We start from the raw sequence: 20107 nt of genomic DNA, 5'->3' as shown, positions 1-20107 counted from the left end.
CAGAATTAATAGTTGTCATCGTACTCAACGATGAAATGCGACACTAGCTCAGTTGGTAGAGCGCAACCTTGCCAAGGTTGAGGTCACGAGTTCGAACCTCGTGTGTCGCTCCAGAGTTAATAGTTGTCATCGTACTCAACGATGAAATGCGACACTAGCTCAGTTGGTAGAGCGCAACCTTGCCAAGGTTGAGGTCACGCTTTTTTGTTTTAAAGAAGGGAACCTCGTGTGTCGCTCCAGAGTTAATAGTTGTCATCGTACTCAACGATGAAATGCGACACTAGCTCAGTTGGTAGAGCGCAACCTTGTCAAGGTTGAGGTCACGCCTTTTTGTTTTAAAGAAGGGAACCTCGTGTGTCGCTCCAGAGTTAATAGTTGTCATCGTACTCAACGATGAAATGCGACACTAGCTCAGTTAGTAGAGCGCAACCTTGACAAGGTTGAGGTCACGCCTTTTTGTTTTAAAGAAAGGGGGCCTCGTGTGTTGTTTAAGTTTTATAGCCCCATCGTGCTTAACGATGAGATATACGGACGCGGGGTGGAGCAGCATGGTAGCTCGTCGGGCTCATAACCCGAAGGTCGTCGGTTCAAATCCGGCCCCCGCAACCAGTTCTAAAGCTATTATCGTGCTTGACGATAAAATGCAGCACAAGCTCGGTTCATCAGAGCAAAGTTTCTCAATATCGAGATAATCCTTTAAATAAAAGGGTGGTGTGTATTGCATGATTTAAGCTTTCATCGTGCTTAACGATGAGATAGTACGGACGCGGGGTGGAGCAGCATGGTAGCTCGTCGGGCTCATAACCCGAAGGTCGTCGGTTCAAATCCGGCCCCCGCAACCAATTTTCTGACAGAGCATCATGCGCTGATCAGCGGTAGGTGATAAACTTAGCTGCCAATTTAAAGCTTTTATCGTGCCTTAACGATAAGACAATACGGACGCGGGGTGGAGCAGTATGGTAGCTCGTCGGGCTCATAACCCGAAGGTCGTCGGTTCAAATCCGGCCCCCGCAACCAATTTTCTGTCAGGACATCATGCGCTGATCAGCAGTAGGTGATAAACTTAGTCGCCAGTTTAAAGCTTTTATCGTGCTTAACGATGAGACAATACGGACGCGGGGTGGAGCAGCATGGTAGCTCGTCGGGCTCATAACCCGAAGGTCGTCGGTTCAAATCCGGCCCCCGCAACCAATTTATTTCAAACATGACTAAGCTGCGCACTTGCGCAGATTTTTTTATTTTTTTGCTGCTCATTTTGGCTATACCAATGTTCTTTTATTTATGCTGTGAAGCAAAATTACAATTCGTCACAATCAGTCTCTTTTGCCGACAGTACGTTCATTTAGAAAATTTCCTCGGCCACACCCATTCCTACTTCAGGCTAACCTATGTTCAGTCTAGGTTAGCTATATTAATCAACAGAGTTATCCACAGAATTATTTATGTGGATAATTTGGTGAATAAAGTGTTTCTATAGGGTGATAGTCATGCAACGTCTAGGATCTTTTTATGATGGGGTGTTGGTATTAACTATTTAAAGTTGCATAACCTGTTGATTTTTTAAGTGTTTTATTTGTTTTCTATAGGTGGCAAAGTAGTTGGAATGATCATTAACTGTGTTTTTATTGATCCTAATCATTTCCTGCTAGTGTGACTAACTTTTTTAAAGTTTATCAAACGCTATCTTATTAAAATTTTTTTCCACACCCAGTAATTTGCGAAGTGTGTCAAAAAATGCACTAAGTTTTTTGTTGGTTACGCTATCGCTAAGCATCTCGAGGTAGCCCTTTTTGTATAATGCGAATAAGCCGTTGATGTTTGTTGGTGATGTGGCTAATTTTTTTTTGTTGCTGCTTTAAAGCCCAGTCAATATGAATATCTAATAACTCATTGATTCCTTTTTTTTCCGCTAAAATATCGATTATCTTTTGTGAATAGGGGGCATTTCCCATGGCGATAATGAGATTTCTTTGCCATTGTTGATAACCAATGCGACGGATGGGAGAGCCTTCCATATAACGTAAGAAGGTTTTTTCATCCCATGTAAAGAGATCAATTAAATCGCTATTATGTAACGTTTCTCGACGATGAAAGTCAGATTCTTGGGTTAGATCTGCGAAACGATTCCATGGGCATACGAGTTGGCAGTCATCACAGCCATAGATACGATTTCCTATTGCATGGCGAAATTCTTCAGGAATAACGCCAGAGTATTCAATCGTTAAATAAGAAATACAACGTCGAGCGTCTACGACTCCATCATCGATAATTGCACCTGTAGGGCAAGAGGTGATACAGGATCGACACTGTCCACATTGATTTTCTAAAGGTGTATCGACTGGCAGAGGGATATCAACAAGCAGTTCCCCTAAAAAGAACCAAGATCCTGCCTCTTTATCTAAAATTAAAGAGTGTTTTCCTGTCCAACCAAGGCCTGCTTTTTGTGCCAGGGGGCGTTCTAGAATCGGAGCTGAGTCGACAAACGGTCGATATCCTAATTGTCCGATTTCTTGTTCAATTTTCACGGCTAACTTTTTCAGCCTCTGACGAACGAGTTTATGGTAATCGCGTCCAAGGGCATATCGGCTAATATAAGCTTGGGTGGGATCGGATAAATTTGTGGCAAATTGGGCCTGAGGTGGAAGGTAATTGATTCGAGCGCTTATTACGCGAAGCGTTCCTGGGAGAAGTTCTGCCGGGCGGGCCCGCAACATACCATGGCGAGCCATCCAGTCCATTTCTCCATGATAGCCTGCATCAAGCCAGCGTTGTAAGGCGGCTTCATGCTCACTTAAGTCAATATCACAGATCCCAACTTTATCAAAGCCAAGTGCTTTGGCCCAATCTTTGATTTGGTCTGCGAGTATTTGATAGTCCATAGTGAGCTTAGGTTATCGAATGGGCGAAGGATCTTAACGGATCTTATCTGGCTTATCTAGATAAAAAGGTAAGGGTTTTTGCTTTATCAAGAAAAAGTTTTTCTGTTTACTTACAGAACAATGCTTGTCTCTTAAATCTAACCCAGTTTACTATTCGTTCTCTTCTTATTTTTATATAGTCGACATCTGACGCGTTAGAGATCCTTTGTAATGAGTAGCAAGACCTTTACTTTAAAAAATGAACAAGAAACGATAAAACTGGGAACCATGCTTGCGCAGCTATGTTCTCGTCATACGACACTGTATCTCTATGGAGAGTTAGGGGCTGGAAAAACAACATTCAGTCGTGGTTTTATCTGTGCTTTGGGCCATCAGGGAAAAGTAAAGAGTCCAACATATACTCTCGTGGAACCTTACCAGTTAGCTCGTTGGCATGTGTATCATTTTGATCTTTACCGTTTATCGGATCCGGAAGAACTCGAATTTATGGGAATTCGTGATTATTTTACTGACGACGCGATTTGTTTAGTTGAGTGGCCAGAGAAAGGAAGTGGCTTACTGCCAGCATCGGATCTTGATATCGAGATTTGTTATCAAGGTTCTGAACGTAAGGCGAATGTGAAAGCTAATAATGAATATGGCTGTATTTTATTAAATCAACTGGAGTTATAGTGTTCAATTTTCGCAGTTATCTTGAACGTGCCTTAATCGTACTAGTTCTCTCCTTATTGGGAGGAAACGTGTATGCGAATGTGTTGCAAGGTGTGAGAGTGTGGCCTTCACCAGATGAAACTCGTGTGGTACTCGATCTTAAAACAGAGGTCGCGTTTAGTTACTTTACCTTAGGTAGTCCGGAACGCTTAGTGGTGGATCTTAAAAGTACCTCTTTAGCGACTAAGCTGCCTTTGTTGGTAACAGATAGTGTGATCTTAACAAAAATTCGCCCCAGCTCTCCGCCTCAAAGCGACACGTTTCGTTTAGTGTTGGAGTTAAAAAATAAATCCACTCCTCAGCTTTTTAAGTTAGCCCCAACACCAGGTGGACAATATGGTCATCGGTTAGTTATCGATTTACCACACCGTAAAATCAATCCTCTTTCTGCTTCAACGCCTAAAAGCAATACGACTGTTAGCCGTGATGCTTCTCAATTGATCGGGACGGCTGACATTATTGTTGCGATTGATGCTGGGCATGGTGGGGAAGATCCAGGCTCAATTGGTCCGACGCGTAAATTTGAAAAAGACGTTACGCTTAGTGTTTCAAAAAAATTGGCCGATCAGATCAATGCGGTTCCGGGGATGAAAGCGGTATTAACCCGTTCTGGTGACTATTTTGTGAATCTAAATAAACGTACTGAAATTGCAAGAAAAAGTAAGGCTCATCTTCTCGTTTCTATTCATGCGGATGCATTTCATACTCCTCAACCAAGAGGAGCTTCGGTTTTTGTGCTTAATACACGGCGAGCAAATACCGAAATAGCTCGTTGGGTTGAAAATCATGAGCAGCAATCTGAGTTGTTGGGTGGGGCAGGCGAAGTGCTAGCAAAAACCAATAACGATCGTAATGTGAGCCAAACTCTACTTGATCTTCAATTTAGTCATTCACAGAAAGAAGGTCATAAAGTTGCCAGTAATATTTTGCGCGAAATGGGTAAAGTTGCTCATTTACATAAATCAGAACCCGTCAATGCGAGTTTGGCGGTATTAAAGTCACCTGATATTCCTTCGGTTTTAGTTGAAACAGGATTTATCTCGAATCCAGTTGAAGAACGATTATTATTTCAAAGGAGTCATCAAGATAAATTAGCGAGAGCGATGGCAAAAGCGTTAGTGCAATATTTTGAAGAAAACCCTCCAGAAGAAACTTTATTTGCGAATCGTGGAAAAACGCAACAGCATCAAGTTCAACGAGGTGAATCTTTATCTGTCATTGCGCAAAAATATGGCGCGAGTGTCCAAGCGATCATGCAAGCAAACCAATTGAAAAATTCCCGTCTTGCTGTGGGGCAGCGACTGACTATTCCTGGTGGAGAACGAGGACCTGTTCCTGTCCCCATTGTAAATAATCCAATAGAGACTGAAACTATTACCCATACTGTGAAATCAGGCGAGTTTTTGGGAAAAATTTCGGCTATCTATAAAGTTTCTGTTGATGCGATTCGTCGTGAGAATCGCCTAAAATCTGATACCCTCTTTGTCGGGCAGAAGCTGAGCATTACGGTTAGCCTTAAAGATAAACCACTACGACAACATAAGGTTCAACGTGGTGAGTTTTTAGGAAAAATCGCGAATAAATATAATGTCAGTGTACAAAGTATTCGAGAGGCTAACCAATTACGTTCAGATCAATTAGCGGTTGGCCAATTACTAATTATTCCTAATAAGTAGAGTGAGGAGAGTATGGCGATTCGTATTCTACCCGCTCGTTTAGCGAACCAAATCGCAGCGGGTGAGGTTGTTGAGAGACCTGCTTCAGTGGTAAAAGAGCTGGTAGAGAATAGCTTAGATTCTGGCGCAACTCGGATTGATATCGATATCGAAAAAGGAGGCGCAAAGCTGATTCGGGTGCGAGATAACGGTGCTGGGATCAGTAAAGATGAATTAGGCTTAGCCTTAAGTCGACATGCTACATCAAAAATACAAACTCTAGATGATTTAGAAGCCATTATTAGCTTAGGGTTTCGTGGTGAAGCGCTCGCCAGTATCAGTTCAGTCTCGCGCTTAACCTTAACCTCTCGAACCGCTGCACAAGAAGAAGCTTGGTCTGCTTACAGTGAAGGACGAGATATGGCGGTAAAACTTCAACCTGCCGCTCATCCGGTTGGTACCACGGTGGAAGTATTAGATCTGTTCTTCAATACGCCTGCTAGGCGAAAGTTTCTACGTACCGAAAAAACAGAATTTACCCATATTGATGAACTCGTTAAACGTATTGCGTTGAGTCGTTTTGATGTCACGCTTACTCTGCGGCACAATGGCAATTTGGTTCGTCAATATCGAGCGGCAAAAACCGAAGCGCAGCAAGAGAAGCGGCTTGCAGCCGTGTGTGGTGCAGCTTTTGTTCGTCATATGCTGCGTATTGAATTAGAGCATCAAGGCTTAACATTACAGGGGTGGATCACGACACCAGAAGGAGCTCGACAGCAAAGTGATCTACAGTATTGCTATGTGAATGGACGAATGATGCGTGATAAGTTGATCAATCATGCTATTCGTCAAAGTTATGAAAGTAGCTTACGTGCCGATCAGTTTGCTACCTATGTGTTATTTATTGAGTTAGATCCTCATTTTGTTGACGTTAATGTGCACCCAGCTAAGCATGAAGTCCGTTTTCATCAGGCCCGTTTAGTACACGACTTTATTTATCAAGCCCTCAGCCAAGCTTTATCAGAAAATAAGCATACCGATACACGAGAGCGGAATCAGGCCGCCTTTCATGAACCGTCTGAAGTTGCTTCAGACTTACCGACAGCGACTCTTGCACATGTTTGGCAAGCGATAGAAAAAACACCCGATTATCCTGGTAAAGCGGCAGCGGAACCAGCGAATAACCTCTCTTTTGTGCGAGAAAAAGCAGCATCAAATTCGTGGATTCGGCCGGTAGCAAAAAAAACGGCACCACTATCAGATCGTTCCGTCGTTAGTCCACAACAAACAAAAGCTTATCAGCACTTAATGCAGACGATAGAACCGCTTTCCTCTGACGCGTCTGCGCCCAGTTCTCCTGCTGTAGAGGCCACGTTTCCTTCTTTAGATAAAGTGTCTTTGGGTAAAGCGATAGCGGTTGTTGACGGGCAATATTTATTGATGACATCGGATCAAGGGTGCGTTTTACTGGCATTAACTAAAGCGCTTGAGCTAAAAATCTTCGGGCAATTAAATGCTCAACAAACCGCGTTAAAAAGTCAGCCATTATTGGTTCCACTCGCAGTCAAGATGGCTGAACAGGAACATGCGGCGTTACAGCAAAGCCACGAATTATTATCAAGGTTAGGAATTGAACTTACGATTCGCTCGCCCTCATCATTGATGATCATGGGCGTTCCTCAACCACTGAGACAGCAAAATTTACAATCCTTAATTCCAGAGTTACTTGGCTATATTTCGGCTCAACAGGCGAATGGATCGGCTGAGTTGACGTTGGCCCAATTAACTCATTGGCTTAGCCAACGTGTGATGATAACTAAAACTGACTACACTTTGTCTGAAGCGATCCAGTTGGTTGCCGAGATCGAACAGTTATGGCAAGGTAAGCTTCCCTTTAATGATCACCACTTTATACAGTTGGTGGATTTTTCCACTACGATTGCAGCATTACATTCATGACAACACAATTACCTCTTGCCTTATTTTTAATGGGGCCAACGGCTTCTGGAAAAACAGGTTTAGCGATTGAGCTTCGAAAAAAATTCCCGGTTGAAATTATTAGCGTGGATTCAGCTTTGATTTATCGAGGGATGAATATTGGCACCGCTAAACCCACAGCGGAGGAGTTAGCACAAGCTCCGCACCGTTTGATTGATATTCTAGATCCTAGCGAAGCATACTCTGTCGCTGATTTTCGGCAAGATGCGCTACGTGAAATGCAAGCAATTGTCCGTGAAGGAAAAATACCGCTCTTAGTTGGCGGTACCATGCTGTATTATAAAGCGCTATTAGAAGGATTATCGCCGCTACCTGCTGCCGATCCTTTTATTAGACAAGCGATCGATTTACGAGCGCAAGTAATAGGATGGGAAGGGTTACATGCCGAATTGCAACAAATTGATCCAATTTCTGCGGCAAGAATTCATCCAAATGATCCACAAAGATTGTCACGGGCATTGGAAGTTTATCGAATTTCAGGTAAAACTCTTACAGAGCTGACAAAAACGAAAGGGGAGCCGATTCCCTTCCGTATTAAGCAGTTTGCAATAGCTCCCAAGGATAGGGCTGAACTCCATCGTCGAATTGAACTTCGTTTCGATAAGATGGTCGAATCAGGTTTCGAGCAAGAAGTGAGAGCGCTTTACGCTCGAGGTGATCTTCATCCTGATTTACCGTCTATTCGGTGTGTCGGTTATCGACAAATGTGGGAGTATTTAGATGGGAAGGGCAGTTTAAATGAGGCCATTTATCGTGGTATCTGTGCAACCCGTCAATTGGCCAAGCGTCAGATCACCTGGTTGCGCAGCTGGGATGATCTAACTTGGTTAGATAGTGAGCATGTTGATCAAGCGTTAGAAACTCTTTCAAATGCCATAGCATCGGATTGAGTTAGCTGTGTATAATGTGATCGCTTTTGCGTGATGTGCCCTGTAAAGGATCCATTGCTTATAGATAGGGCAATGAATCTTTCTGATGAGTAACATAGGGTGTTTTTATTCGTTTAGCTCAGATGTAAAGGCCGCACCAATAGACGTGCACCACTAGCTAAATAATTACAACAAAATACAAAATAAGGAAAATAAAATGGCTAAGGGGCAATCTCTACAAGACCCATTCTTAAATGCACTACGCCGCGAGCGTATTCCTGTTTCTATTTATTTAGTAAACGGCATTAAATTACAAGGACAAATTGAGTCATTTGATCAGTTTGTTATTCTGTTGAAGAATACAGTCAACCAAATGGTTTATAAACACGCCATTTCAACGGTTGTTCCTGCTCGTCCAGTCAGTCATCATAGTGCAGACCGGCCTACAGCAGAACGTACAACAGAAAAATCAGACGATTAATTTTTTGTCGTCAATTTATCATAGATTAAGGAGTTGAGCGCTTGTTTGACCGTTATGAAGCCGGTGAGCGAGCCGTACTTGTTCATATCAACTTCACGCAACAGGGTGAGTGGGACGATCTTAGTGAGTGTGAGATGCTTGTCTCTTCTGCTGGTGTCTCGACGCTACAAGTGATTACGGGTAGCCGTCAGTCTCCTCACCCTAAATATTATGTCGGTGAGGGTAAAGCACAAGAAATTGCACAAGCCGTGCAATCGGTTGAGGCTGATGTGGTTATCTTTAACCACGCCCTTTCTCCAGCTCAAGAACGTAATCTCGAACAGCTTTGCCAATGTCGAGTGATTGACCGGACAGGGCTGATTTTAGACATCTTTGCCCAACGAGCACGGACTCATGAAGGCAAATTACAAGTCGAATTAGCTCAGTTACGTCACATTTCTACTCGTTTAATCCGAGGCTGGACTCACTTAGAGAGACAAAAAGGTGGGATAGGCTTACGGGGGCCAGGAGAGACGCAATTAGAAACTGACCGCCGTTTATTGCGTGAACGAATTAAAGCAATTTTACGCCGCTTAGAGAAAGTCTCTAAACAGCGTGAGCAAGGACGTAGAGCAAGAAACCGTGCTGAAATCCCAACGATTTCATTGGTGGGTTACACGAATGCTGGGAAATCGACCTTATTTAATCAAATTACCTCTGCTGGAGTCTATGCGGCTGATCAGCTATTTGCGACCTTAGATCCGACATTAAGAAAAATTGAACTTGCCGATGTAGGGCCCGCGATTTTGGCTGATACAGTGGGTTTTATTCGCCACTTACCACATGATTTAGTCGCCGCATTTAAAGCAACGTTACAAGAAACTCAGCAAGCTGACATTTTGTTACATGTTGTTGATGCAAGTGATGAACGTTTTCGTGAGAATATCCAAGCGGTGGATGATGTCTTGCTGGAAATTGGTGCAAACGAAGTTCCTACTTTGTTGGTCATGAATAAGATTGATAATCTTGATGGTCACCAGCCTCGTATCGAGAGAAACGATGAAGGGGTACCCAAAGCAGTTTGGGTTTCGGCTATGGAAGGTATCGGGATCGATTTGCTTTTTTCAGCATTAACAGAACGTTTAGCGAGCCAAATCATTCAATACCGCTTATCGATCCCACCGCAGTATCAAGGTCGGATTCGTAGTTTATTTTTCCAAATGAATGCAATTCAGCAGGAAGAGTATGATCCAACAGGCAATTTGTTGATATCGATTCGAATGCAACAGGTTGACTGGTCTAGACTAGAAAAAAGAGAACAGGCAGCTTTACGTGACTTTATCGTTACTTAAAGGGCTGCTAGAGTATAACGTCATATCAAATGATGGAGCTTTCTAATGGCGTGGAATGAGCCCGGAAATAATAACGACAACAATGGCCGCGACAATGACCCTTGGGGTAATAATAATCGCGGTAATAAAGGTGGTCGTGAGCAAGGTCCGCCAGATTTAGACGAAGTGTTTAACAAACTGAGTCAAAAACTGGGCGGCAAGTTTGGCAAAAAAGGTGGCACAGGAAAAGGACCATCGTTTACTGGTGGTGGTGCAATTGGTTTAGGTATTATTGCTGTTATTGCTATCGCAATTTGGTTCTTTTCTGGTTTTTATACTATCGGTGAAGCTGAGCGTGGTGTGGTTTTACGCTTAGGTAAGTACGATAGAATGGTTGATCCTGGTCTAAACTGGCGCCCGCGTTTTATTGACGAAGTGACACCAGTTAACGTACAAGCGATTCGCTCATTGCGTGCTTCTGGTCTGATGCTGACCAAAGACGAAAATGTGGTTACTGTTGCTATGGATGTCCAGTATCGTATCGCTGACCCTTATAAATACCTTTATAAGGTAACTAATGCTGATGATAGTTTGCGCCAAGCAACTGATTCCGCATTACGTGCCGTCGTAGGTGATTCATTGATGGATAGTATTTTGACCAGTGGCCGTCAACAAATTCGTCAGAGTACACAAGAAACGTTAAACCAAATCATTGATGGCTATGATATGGGGCTATTTGTGGTTGGGGTTAACTTTCAGTCATCACGCCCACCGGAGCAGGTGAAAGATGCATTCGATGATGCAATTGCTGCTCGAGAAGATGAGGAGCGCTTCATTCGTGAGGCAGAAGCTTATAAAAACGAAATTCTACCTAAAGCCACAGGTCGTGCTGAGCGTCTGAAGAAAGAAGCACTTGGTTATAGCGAACGGATTACCAATGAAGCGTTAGGTCAGGTTGCTCAATTTGAGAAACTATTGCCGGAGTATCTGGCATCACCGAAAGTCACGCGTGATCGTTTGTATCTGGATACGATGGAAGAAGTATATACCAACAGTTCGAAAATTCTGATTGATTCGGAATCTAGTGGCAACTTACTGTATTTGCCGATTGATAAATTAGCCGGTCAAAATGAAGCAACGAGCAAACGTCAAAGTGGTTCATCTTCAGTTTATGATGAAATCGAGTTGGAATCTAAACGTGCAACAACATCAGGTAACACTGACACTTCTCAGCCTCGTTCAACCAGTTCACGTCAAGGGAGATACTAATCATGCGTAAATTAATGATCCCTGTGGTTGTCGTTTTACTGGCATTGTTATTGATGTCAATGTTCGTCATCCCAGAAGGTGAGCGTGGGATTGTGATTCGTTTTGGTCGCATCCTAAAAGATAACAATGATGTGTCAAAAATTTATGAGCCTGGCTTGCATTTTAAAATGCCCGTCTTTGATCGAGTGAGAACGTTAGATGCTCGAATTCAAACAATGGATAGTCGCTCAGATCGCTTTGTGACCTCTGAGAAAAAAGATGTCATTATCGACTCTTATGTCAAATGGCGTATTGAAGATTTTGGTCAGTACTATTTGGCGACAGGAGGTGGTAATGCATTAACGGCGGAAGCATTACTTGAACGCCGTGTAACAGACGTTTTACGTTCAGAGATCGGTTCAAGAGAAATTAAGCAAATTGTTTCTGGTCCTCGTAACAGTAACGTACTACCTGATAGTGCAGATGATGAGGTTGTTGCCACTGAAGCGGCGAAACAAGCGCTTGAAATTGATGGTCAACGTGATGAAATCATGGCTGAAGTATTAGAGGAAACTCGAGTCAATGCTAGCCGAGATCTTGGTGTCTATGTGGTGGACTTTAGAATGAAGAAAATCAACTTACCAGACGAGATCAGTGAATCCATCTATCGTCGGATGCGCGCAGAGCGTGAATCTGTGGCTCGTCGTCACCGTTCACAAGGGCGTGAGAAAGCTGAAATTATTCGAGCTCAGGCTGAGTTAGAAGTGGCAACGATTATTGCTGAGGCAGATAGAACGGCTCGTATTACTCGTGGTGAAGCTGATGCTACGGCCGCTAAAGTTTATGCGGATGCATATAATAAAGATCCGGAGTTTTTTAGCTTCCTACGTTCGTTGCAAGCTTATGAAAACTCATTTAGCCAAAAGAGCGATATTCTTGTCTTAGATCCGAAGAGTGACTTCTTCCGATACATGAATAGCGCAAAGGGTGCAATAGCGAAGTAGATATTGACCGTCTATTTAGAAAGGCTCCATAGGAGCCTTTCTTTTTTTTGGAGACAATTATGTCGAATCTAATATGGGTAGCGATAGGAATATTACTGGTGGTGGAAGGCATTGGGCCACTCTTTGTACCGAATGGCTGGCGTCATATGCTTATTCAGCTTACCCAACAGTCAAATAACCAGTTGCGACGTATTGGTGGCTGCTTGGTGGTCACTGGAGTGGTTATTGTCTATGTCTTTATCCGCCAGTAATATCGCTACTTTTTTTCTTCATTCAGTAGTCAGTAGTGTGGTGGCGGCGGCTCATTGGCTGGGTCGGCAAGATTTGAGTTATCCATATTTTTCATTTTACCCACGACATATTTCATCTGATCTTGCATCTTGCTGATCACAAGTTGTTGTTGAGTTAAGGATTCGTTTAACTCCTCAATGGTTTGCTCTTGGAAAGCTAACTGACACTCTAAGTCATCAATGCGTTTTTCGAGTTGTGTTATCGTCTTTTCATTCATGGCTAATGATCAAATTTCCATGCTTGAGCGATACCTGCAGAGGTTGCGGAAATCACTCTTTGTTGAGAATTAAAGGTAACATCATACACTACGGCTCTAGGTGGCCGTGCATCTTTTTGGGCTTTTGCTTCAAAGCGAGCTTGCTGTTGGCCATTATCTGTCCGCCAAACGCTAATCAAACTTGAAGGGGTGCCAGTAATAAGATACTGCCCATCATCAGAAAATCGTGCGGTTGAAAAAAGTAGTTGGCGAGAAAAACTGTGTAATTTTGTCTGTTTTTGACCGGTCTGTAAATTCCAAATAACCGACTGATTTCCACTGTCTGAGGTGAATGCCAGTCGACCGTCGCGCTGAAGAGCAACCCGATTTACCCGTTGGCTATGCTCAAAGTGATAGATGATTTGTCCGGTTTGAGTATCCCATAGATAAGCCATACGGTCATTTCCTCCGCTCAATGCATAGCGCCCATTCGGAGAAAGAGCCACCGAGTTTACTTTTTCATAATGAGCAAGGAACTCAAGCCGCCTTCCAGAGACTAAGTCTACGTAAATGGCTTTACCATTGGATAGTCCAATGAGGACTTGTTCACCATTATTACTGATGTCGATATCACGGATTACCCCGTCAGAGATAGACCATAGGCCTTTGGCTTGGGTCCATCCTAAGTGCCAGACGGCAAAGTTGATTTGGCTCGCAGTCACCGCATACTGACCATTATCAGAAATGCGAATATACGATACGGTACTTGCTTGCGGATCTTGCGCGCCTAGTTGAGCTAATTGTTGACGCTGTGCTAAATCCCAGAGAACCAGCTGATGCTCTTGGGAGTATACTAGGGCAAAACGCCCATCGCGACTCAATGCAAAACTGGTGGAACCGTTGGGTTCTAATACCCAACGTTCCACATCGTTGTCAAAGAAAAAACAGCCAGTTAACAGCAACATGGTAAGCAGTTGCAGGATGAAATGAGAAATTATTCGCCTCAAAACTAATTATCCGTGAAGTAGTAAAGACAATTACAAAACATACCGTTATATTGGTACAACATGAGCTTGTGCACCAGATTAAAAAGCAGTTTTGTGCACACTCACAAAAGGTTTACCTACAAATTTGGAGAATTCAATGAAATCACTGTTTAAAGTATCGCTGCTTGCGGCTACGGTTATGCTCGCTGTTGGGTGTCAAAAAGATGATCCTGCGACTGTTAAAGCCAGTGAGCAAGCTCAACCGGTAGTAGAAACCGTCACTTTCCATTCAGAGGATGATAAAGCAGCCTACGCAATTGGTGTTTCATTTGCTAACTACCTGACTGCCAGCATCGATAAACCTAGCGAAATTGGCGTTGAGCTTAATAAAGATATTGTCTTAAAAGGCATCGAACATGTTTTTGCGGGCAATGCTCAGATGACAGAAGAAGAAACTCGATCGGCATTAGAGTCGTTAGACAAACGCGTTGCTAGCCTTATGCAAGCGAAAGCGGCAGAAAAAGCCGAGACTAACAAAAAAGCTGGTGACGAGTTCCGTACAGAATTTGCTAAGCAAGACGGAGTGAAGCAAACACAATCTGGTCTTTTATATCAAGTAGTAACACCTGCAGAAGGTGAGTCTCCGAAAGATACCGATACCGTTCAAGTTCATTATAAAGGTACATTGATTGATGGGACTCAGTTTGATAGCTCTTATGATCGGGGTGAACCTGCAACATTCCCGCTTAATCGAGTGATTCCGGGATGGACAGAAGGCGTTCAACTGATGCAAGTTGGCGCTAAGTATAAATTCGTCATTCCACCAGAATTAGCTTATGGCGAGCAAGATACACCAACCATTCCTGCCAATTCGACGCTGGTTTTTGAAGTCGAGTTATTAAAAATAGGCAATGGTGAAGAAGCGAAGTAATCGGGTAGTATTATGCTGGTAGGGTCTGAAGTTCAGGCCCTTTTTTCTCCCTGGCCTTGTTATATCCCATCACCAATCATACGCCTGTGGGTTAAGATGCTAGGTTATTATCCTCAGAACGTGCTTTAAATCACTTGTTAATGAGCTAGCTCAGTCATAGACTAAAATTATCTGATAAACTTACAGAAATTAGTTGATGTTTCGTTTTAAGGTCAAAGTACAGTGACAAGCACAGAAAATATTAATACTGACATGCTACTCGAGTTTGAATCCGTTCATGTAAAACCTTTTACTGAGCACGATAAGGTGATTTTACGCTCTTATGAAGCGGTAGTAGATGGTATTGCCAGTTTAATCGGCCCATTTTGTGAAATTGTGCTGCATTCACTGGAAGACTTAAATACTTCAGCAATAAAAATTGCCAATGGAGAGAACACCGGTCGCCAAGTTGGTTCTCCCATTACTGATTTAGCACTCAAAATGCTGCGTGATATTGAAGGCTCTGAACGTAACTTTTCGCGTTCCTATTTTACTCGAGCGAAAGGTGGCGTACTAATGAAGTCGATTACCGTTGCGATCCGCAATGGTGACAACCGTGTCATTGGTTTATTGTGTATTAATGTTAATTTGGACGCTCCGTTTTCTCAAGTTCTTCAATCATTTATGCCCACTCAAGAAGCTCAAGAAGCGGCATCTTCTGTCAACTTTGCCAGTGATGTAGAGGAATTGGTGGATCAAACCGTTGAACGGACTATCGAAGAAATCAATACTGATAAATCAGTTTCGAATAATACCAAGAATCGTCAAATTGTTATGGCATTGTTTGATAAAGGAATTTTTGATATTAAAGATGCGATTAATCGGGTCGCGGATAGGCTAAATATCTCTAAGCACACCGTTTATCTTTACATCCGTCAACGCAAAACTGGGGATGAATAGGCCGTGGACAGCCCTGCATTAACCTTTACTTTATTAGTCAATGGCCCGTGTTATGGGACACAGTCAGCTCGTAATGCGTATCTCTTTGCTCTGAATGTGATTGAGCAAGGGCATCAGTTAAAACGGGTGTTTTTCTATCAAGACGGTGTATCTAATGGCTCAGCATTGACGGTGCCTGCCAATGATGAATTTGACTTAGTCAAAGGATGGCAAACCTTGGCGAATCAATATCATGTTAGTCTTGAAACTTGTGTTGCGGCTGCGTTGAGAAGGGGACTGTTAAGCGATAGTGAAGCCTCATTGCACCAGCGTAGTGCTGCAAACCTAGCTAAATCATTTCAGCAAACTGGGCTTGGTAGTTTAGCTGAAGCGTTACTAAGTGATGATAGAGTAATACAGTTTTGAAGAAAATTGCTTTTATATTTCACTCTTCACCGCATGCCATTAGTGCCGGTCGTGAAGGGTTAGATGCGTTGTTAGCGACTTCGGCTTATCACGATAATTTGGCCGTTTTTTTTGTCGCAGAAGGGGTGTTGCAATTAGTGAAAAATCAGCAACCGGAGCATGTTTTGAGCCGCGACTATCTTTCTGCATTTAAACTGCTTGATCTTTACGACATTGAACAGCGTTATGTTTGCCAGCAAAGCTTGGCTGAATGGGGCATGGATATTGAAGATTTACTGATTGATGCCCAGCCATTAACGCCAGTTGAGATAGCGAAACAGTGGCAAGACTTTGATCACGTTCTAACGTTTTAAAAGGGAATGAGATGCTGCATATTGTCAAAAAATTAGAGCAACTCACATGGCTTTCTCGTTACTTACAGTGTGGTGATGTATTACTGCTGGTTGAGCAAGCCGTTTATGCGAGTAAGATCTCTTCTCCCTATTATCGTTATCTTCCCTGTGATAGCACAGTTTATGCATTACAAGAGGATCTGGCAGCACGAGGGTGGTTAGAGGCTTGTGCTGAACCGATACATATCATTAATATCGCTGGATTTGTTGATATGACAATTAATGCCGAAAAATCAATAAGTTGGTAGTTATTTTGTTAGCCTTTGTGCATTTAGACTGACACCCCCATTTCCCTTACAGAAAAAAGATCTGTATATTTCTTGACACACCTCTCACTGCTGCATAGAATTTTGCGTCCCTATTTGCGTAAAGCAATTAGGGCTAGATTTTTCACAAAGCTTACTTTAAGTAAATTCAGGAGCTAGCTAATGGCAACGATTAACCAGTTGGTACGCAAGCCACGTGTGAAGCAAGTTGCAAAAAACAACGTGCCTGCACTCGAAGCGTGCCCACAAAAACGTGGTGTATGTACTCGCGTATATACTACTACCCCTAAAAAACCTAACTCAGCACTACGTAAAGTATGTCGTGTACGTTTAACTAACGGTTTTGAAGTTACTTCATACATCGGTGGTGAAGGTCATAACCTACAAGAGCACAGTGTCGTTCTTATCCGTGGCGGTCGTGTAAAAGACCTTCCGGGTGTTCGTTACCACACTGTTCGTGGTGCGCTTGACTGTTCAGGCGTTAACGACCGTAAACAAGGTCGTTCTAAGTACGGTGTGAAGCGTCCTAAGTCTTAATGCCCTTCTTTTTATAAGAGAAGCGTTAAGTAAGGCCAAACACTAAAATTAAATTTTAATTTTGAAGAAACTGAAAAGTTTTGGATAACCTGAAGAAGACAACGGAGAATATTCCATGCCACGTCGTCGCGTCATTGGTCAGCGTAAGATCCTTCCAGATCCAAAGTTCAAATCTGAATTGCTGGCAAAATTCGTTAACATCCTAATGGTTGACGGTAAAAAATCTACTGCAGAAAAAATTGTTTACACTGCACTAGACACTATGGCTGAGAAATCTGGTAAAGATCACTTAGCTGTATTTGAAGAAGCTCTTGAAAATGTTCGCCCAGCGGTCGAAGTTAAATCTCGCCGCGTGGGTGGTTCAACTTACCAAGTTCCTGTAGAAGTTCGTCCGGTTCGCCGTAACGCACTTGCTATGCGTTGGTTGGTTGAAGCTGCGCGTAAGCGTGGTGAAAAATCTATGGCTGCTCGCCTAGCTGCTGAAATGCTAGACGCATCAGAAAACAAAGGTACTGCTGTTAAGAAACGTGAAGACGTTCACCGTATGGCAGAAGCAAACAAAGCGTTTGCTCATTACCGCTGGTAATACCTTCTGTGCTGCGAGGTTCTCTCGCAGCACATTTCTATATTTCTAAGGTTAACCTTAGTAAGAGGATACAATCGTGGCTCGTAAAACTCCTATTGAGCGCTACCGTAATATCGGTATCTGTGCTCACGTAGATGCAGGAAAAACAACCACTACTGAGCGTATTCTGTTCTACACCGGCCTTTCTCACAAACTTGGTGAAGTTCATGATGGCGCTGCCACTATGGACTGGATGGAGCAAGAGCAAGAGCGTGGTATCACCATTACCTCTGCTGCCACCACGGCTTTCTGGCGTGGTATGGATGCCCAATTCCAAGATCATCGCATTAATATCATTGATACCCCAGGACACGTTGACTTTACCATTGAAGTAGAGCGTTCATTACGTGTGCTCGATGGTGCAGTGGTTGTTTTCTGTGGTTCGTCTGGTGTTGAGCCTCAATCTGAGACTGTTTGGCGTCAAGCGGATAAATACCATGTTCCACGCATTGTATTTGTTAACAAGATGGACCGTACAGGGGCAGATTTTCTACGCGTTGTAGACCAAATTAAACATCGTCTTGGTGCGACTCCTGTTCCTATCCAATTGAATATTGGTGCAGAAGAAGAGTTCAGAGGGGTCATCGACCTGATCAAGATGAAAGCCATTAACTGGAATGAAGCCGATCAAGGCATGACCTTCACCTATGAAGAAATTCCAGCAGAGATGCAAGAGCTTGCTGAAGAGTGGCACAACAACTTAGTTGAAGTGGCTGCTGAAGCGAGTGAAGAGTTAATGGATAAATACCTTGAAGAAGGTGCATTAACCGAAGCTGAAATAAAACAAGCACTTCGCCAACGGACACTGAACAACGAAATCGTACTCGCCACGTGCGGAAGTGCGTTTAAAAATAAAGGTGTGCAAGCGGTATTGGATGCAGTGGTTGAATATCTTCCATCACCGGTTGAAGTGCCTGCTATTAAAGGGATCGATGATCGTGAAAATGAGGTTGAACGTCATGCTGACGACAATGAACCATTTTCTGCTTTAGCCTTTAAAATTGCTACCGATCCTTTTGTTGGTTCATTGACGTTTATTCGCGTCTATTCTGGGGTTGTCAATTCCGGAGATGCTGTTTATAACTCAGTGAAACAGAAGAAAGAGCGTTTTGGCCGCATCGTTCAATTGCATGCTAATAAACGCGAAGAAATTAAAGAAGTTCGCGCTGGCGATATTGCTGCGGCAATCGGTTTGAAAGACGTTACAACCGGTGATACTTTGTGCGACCAAGATCATAAAGTGATTCTTGAACGTATGGAGTTCCCTGAGCCAGTCATTCAGATCGCCGTTGAGCCGCGCTCTAAAGCTGACCAAGAGAAAATGGGCATTGCACTGGGTAAACTCGCAGCGGAAGATCCATCTTTCCGAGTTGAAACCGATAATGAAACGGGGCAAACCCTAATCTCTGGTATGGGCGAGCTTCATCTAGATATCATCGTTGATCGCATGAAACGCGAATTTAGCGTTGATTGCAACGTGGGTAAACCTCAGGTTGCGTATCGTGAAACCATTCGTGGTAAAGCGGAAGTTGAAGGCAAGTTTGTTCGTCAGTCAGGTGGCCGTGGTCAATATGGTCATGTATGGTTGAAAGTTGAACCTGCCGAGCCGGGACAAGGCTTCGTCTTTGTTGACGAAATCGTGGGTGGTGCAATTCCTAAAGAATTCATCAATCCGGTCGCGAAAGGTATCGAGGAACAAATGAACAACGGGGTGTTAGCGGGTTATCCTATACTGGATATCAAAGCCACACTGTTCGATGGTTCGTTCCACGATGTCGATTCAAGTGAGATGGCGTTTAAGATCGCCGGCTCTATGGCATTCAAGAAAGGGGCATTAGCAGCAAGCCCTGTTATTCTTGAGCCGTTGATGAAGGTTGAAGTAACTACTCCCGAAGATTGGATGGGTGATGTCGTCGGTGATTTAAACCGTCGTCGTGGCATCATTGAAGGTATGGATGAAGGGCCTGCGGGCTTGAAAATCATCCGTTGCCGAGTGCCTCTCGCAGAGATGTTTGGTTACGCTACCGATCTACGTTCTGCAACCCAAGGACGTGCTTCTTACTCGATGGAGTTTGCAGAGTACGCTGAGGTTCCGAAAAATATTGCAGATGCAATCATTGCAGAACGTGGTTAGCTGTTATTTGATTAATAACGAATCTATTGCGCTGACGAGCGTTGGCGCATAAAATGGCAATTTCTGGCGCGCTTTGAGTGTGCGTTACTCAAAGTGAATCATAACTAGGAAGGAACACGATCGTGTCTAAAGCAAAATTTGAACGTACGAAACCGCACGTAAACGTTGGTACTATCGGCCACGTTGACCACGGTAAAACCACTCTAACCGCAGCTATCTGTACTGTACTTTCAAAAGTATATGGCGGTGA

Annotated in this window: 21 protein-coding genes and 7 tRNA genes; 25 read left to right on the top strand and 3 right to left on the bottom strand. The window is 43.4% G+C overall.

The window, feature by feature from the left end; genetic code table 11:
- Positions 1 to 37 precede the first annotated feature (37 nt).
- The 7 genes from FKN05_RS16010 to FKN05_RS15980 all read left to right on the top strand — a co-directional run bounded on the left by FKN05_RS16010 (position 38) and on the right by FKN05_RS15980 (position 1191).
- Positions 38 to 113, top strand: a tRNA-Gly gene (locus FKN05_RS16010).
- Positions 114 to 148: 35 nt separating this feature from the next.
- Positions 149 to 239 (top strand) — tRNA-Gly (locus FKN05_RS16005).
- Between the two features lie 35 nt (positions 240 to 274).
- Positions 275 to 365, top strand: a tRNA-Asp gene (locus FKN05_RS16000).
- Between the two features lie 167 nt (positions 366 to 532).
- A tRNA-Met gene (locus FKN05_RS15995) sits at positions 533 to 609 on the top strand.
- A 156-nt stretch (positions 610 to 765) separates the two neighbouring features.
- Positions 766 to 842, top strand: a tRNA-Met gene (locus FKN05_RS15990).
- A gap of 98 nt (positions 843 to 940) precedes the next feature.
- Positions 941 to 1017: transfer RNA gene (locus FKN05_RS15985), tRNA-Met, on the top strand.
- A gap of 97 nt (positions 1018 to 1114) precedes the next feature.
- A tRNA-Met gene (locus FKN05_RS15980) sits at positions 1115 to 1191 on the top strand.
- A 575-nt stretch (positions 1192 to 1766) separates the two neighbouring features.
- Here FKN05_RS15980 and queG read toward each other — a convergent pair.
- Complete coding sequence (queG, locus tag FKN05_RS15975; RefSeq protein ID WP_099610144.1) at positions 1767 to 2879, bottom strand: tRNA epoxyqueuosine(34) reductase QueG; 1113 nt, start codon at positions 2877 to 2879, stop codon at positions 1767 to 1769.
- 210 nt (positions 2880 to 3089) lie between these two features.
- On the opposite strand from queG, the gene tsaE reads away from it, so the two are divergent.
- From tsaE to FKN05_RS15930, 9 genes are all read left to right on the top strand, one after another.
- Complete coding sequence (gene tsaE / locus FKN05_RS15970) at positions 3090 to 3551, top strand: tRNA (adenosine(37)-N6)-threonylcarbamoyltransferase complex ATPase subunit type 1 TsaE (protein WP_099610145.1); 462 nt, start codon at positions 3090 to 3092, stop codon at positions 3549 to 3551.
- 35 nt (positions 3552 to 3586) lie between these two features.
- The gene (locus FKN05_RS15965; protein ID WP_346656362.1) at positions 3587 to 5266 is read left to right on the top strand and encodes a LysM peptidoglycan-binding domain-containing protein; all 1680 of its coding nucleotides are present in this window, start codon (positions 3587 to 3589) and stop codon (positions 5264 to 5266) included.
- 12 nt (positions 5267 to 5278) lie between these two features.
- Positions 5279 to 7204, top strand: a complete 1926-nt coding sequence (gene mutL / locus FKN05_RS15960; protein ID WP_170887944.1) for a DNA mismatch repair endonuclease MutL — start codon at positions 5279 to 5281, stop codon at positions 7202 to 7204.
- Positions 7201 to 8133: a tRNA (adenosine(37)-N6)-dimethylallyltransferase MiaA gene (miaA, locus tag FKN05_RS15955; protein ID WP_161426878.1), complete on the top strand. Its 933-nt coding sequence runs from the start codon at positions 7201 to 7203 to the stop codon at positions 8131 to 8133. Before mutL ends, miaA begins: the two co-directional genes overlap by 4 nt.
- Before the next feature lie 196 nt (positions 8134 to 8329).
- Positions 8330 to 8593, top strand: coding sequence for an RNA chaperone Hfq (gene hfq / locus FKN05_RS15950; RefSeq protein WP_161426877.1), 264 nt, complete (start codon positions 8330 to 8332; stop codon positions 8591 to 8593).
- Positions 8594 to 8634: 41 nt separating this feature from the next.
- Entirely contained in the window at positions 8635 to 9924 is a 1290-nt protein-coding gene (gene hflX, locus FKN05_RS15945) for a ribosome rescue GTPase HflX (protein ID WP_170887943.1), read from the top strand.
- A gap of 45 nt (positions 9925 to 9969) precedes the next feature.
- Complete coding sequence (gene hflK / locus FKN05_RS15940; protein WP_099610148.1) at positions 9970 to 11172, top strand: FtsH protease activity modulator HflK; 1203 nt, start codon at positions 9970 to 9972, stop codon at positions 11170 to 11172.
- 2 nt (positions 11173 to 11174) lie between these two features.
- Positions 11175 to 12155: a protease modulator HflC gene (gene hflC / locus FKN05_RS15935; protein ID WP_099610149.1), complete on the top strand. Its 981-nt coding sequence runs from the start codon at positions 11175 to 11177 to the stop codon at positions 12153 to 12155.
- 59 nt (positions 12156 to 12214) lie between these two features.
- A complete protein-coding gene (locus FKN05_RS15930; protein ID WP_099610150.1) occupies positions 12215 to 12406 on the top strand; it encodes a DUF2065 domain-containing protein in 192 nt (63 codons plus the stop codon).
- A gap of 29 nt (positions 12407 to 12435) precedes the next feature.
- Here FKN05_RS15930 and FKN05_RS15925 read toward each other — a convergent pair whose 3' ends face one another.
- Positions 12436 to 12663: a SlyX family protein gene (locus FKN05_RS15925; protein ID WP_099610151.1), complete on the bottom strand. Its 228-nt coding sequence runs from the start codon at positions 12661 to 12663 to the stop codon at positions 12436 to 12438.
- Between the two features lie 2 nt (positions 12664 to 12665).
- Positions 12666 to 13649, bottom strand: a complete 984-nt coding sequence (locus FKN05_RS15920; protein WP_170887941.1) for a WD40 repeat domain-containing protein — start codon at positions 13647 to 13649, stop codon at positions 12666 to 12668.
- 136 nt (positions 13650 to 13785) lie between these two features.
- Here FKN05_RS15920 and fkpA point away from each other — a divergent pair, with 136 nt between their 5' ends.
- The 9 genes from fkpA to FKN05_RS15875 all read left to right on the top strand — a co-directional run.
- Complete coding sequence (fkpA, locus tag FKN05_RS15915) at positions 13786 to 14559, top strand: FKBP-type peptidyl-prolyl cis-trans isomerase (RefSeq protein WP_099610153.1); 774 nt, start codon at positions 13786 to 13788, stop codon at positions 14557 to 14559.
- A 222-nt stretch (positions 14560 to 14781) separates the two neighbouring features.
- Positions 14782 to 15498, top strand: coding sequence for a helix-turn-helix transcriptional regulator (locus FKN05_RS15910; RefSeq protein ID WP_099610154.1), 717 nt, complete (start codon positions 14782 to 14784; stop codon positions 15496 to 15498).
- Positions 15499 to 15501: 3 nt separating this feature from the next.
- Positions 15502 to 15903, top strand: coding sequence for a sulfurtransferase complex subunit TusD (gene tusD, locus FKN05_RS15905; RefSeq protein ID WP_099610155.1), 402 nt, complete (start codon positions 15502 to 15504; stop codon positions 15901 to 15903).
- The gene (tusC, locus tag FKN05_RS15900) at positions 15900 to 16256 is read left to right on the top strand and encodes a sulfurtransferase complex subunit TusC (protein ID WP_099610156.1); all 357 of its coding nucleotides are present in this window, start codon (positions 15900 to 15902) and stop codon (positions 16254 to 16256) included. The genes tusD and tusC overlap by 4 nt, the downstream gene beginning before the upstream one ends.
- Positions 16257 to 16267: 11 nt before the next feature.
- Positions 16268 to 16543 carry a sulfurtransferase complex subunit TusB gene (gene tusB / locus FKN05_RS15895; RefSeq protein ID WP_099610157.1) on the top strand — a complete coding sequence of 92 codons (276 nt, stop codon included), beginning with the start codon at positions 16268 to 16270 and terminating at the stop codon, positions 16541 to 16543.
- 180 nt (positions 16544 to 16723) lie between these two features.
- Entirely contained in the window at positions 16724 to 17098 is a 375-nt protein-coding gene (gene rpsL / locus FKN05_RS15890; RefSeq protein ID WP_078927413.1) for a 30S ribosomal protein S12, read from the top strand.
- Between the two features lie 115 nt (positions 17099 to 17213).
- Positions 17214 to 17684 carry a 30S ribosomal protein S7 gene (gene rpsG, locus FKN05_RS15885; protein WP_042490263.1) on the top strand — a complete coding sequence of 157 codons (471 nt, stop codon included), beginning with the start codon at positions 17214 to 17216 and terminating at the stop codon, positions 17682 to 17684.
- A gap of 76 nt (positions 17685 to 17760) precedes the next feature.
- On the top strand, positions 17761 to 19857 hold the full coding sequence (gene fusA / locus FKN05_RS15880; protein WP_161427537.1) for an elongation factor G: 2097 nt from the start codon (positions 17761 to 17763) through the stop codon (positions 19855 to 19857).
- A gap of 122 nt (positions 19858 to 19979) precedes the next feature.
- Positions 19980 to 20107, top strand: a 128-nt coding sequence (locus FKN05_RS15875; RefSeq protein WP_249339338.1) for a GTP-binding protein, incomplete at its 3' end; no start/stop codon positions are given.

The sequence above is a fragment of the Vibrio sp. 1-1(7) genome, from assembly GCF_013048485.1.
GTDB classification, from domain to species: domain Bacteria; phylum Pseudomonadota; class Gammaproteobacteria; order Enterobacterales; family Vibrionaceae; genus Vibrio; species Vibrio fujianensis.
This window is presented reverse-complemented; position numbering and strand designations above follow the sequence as displayed.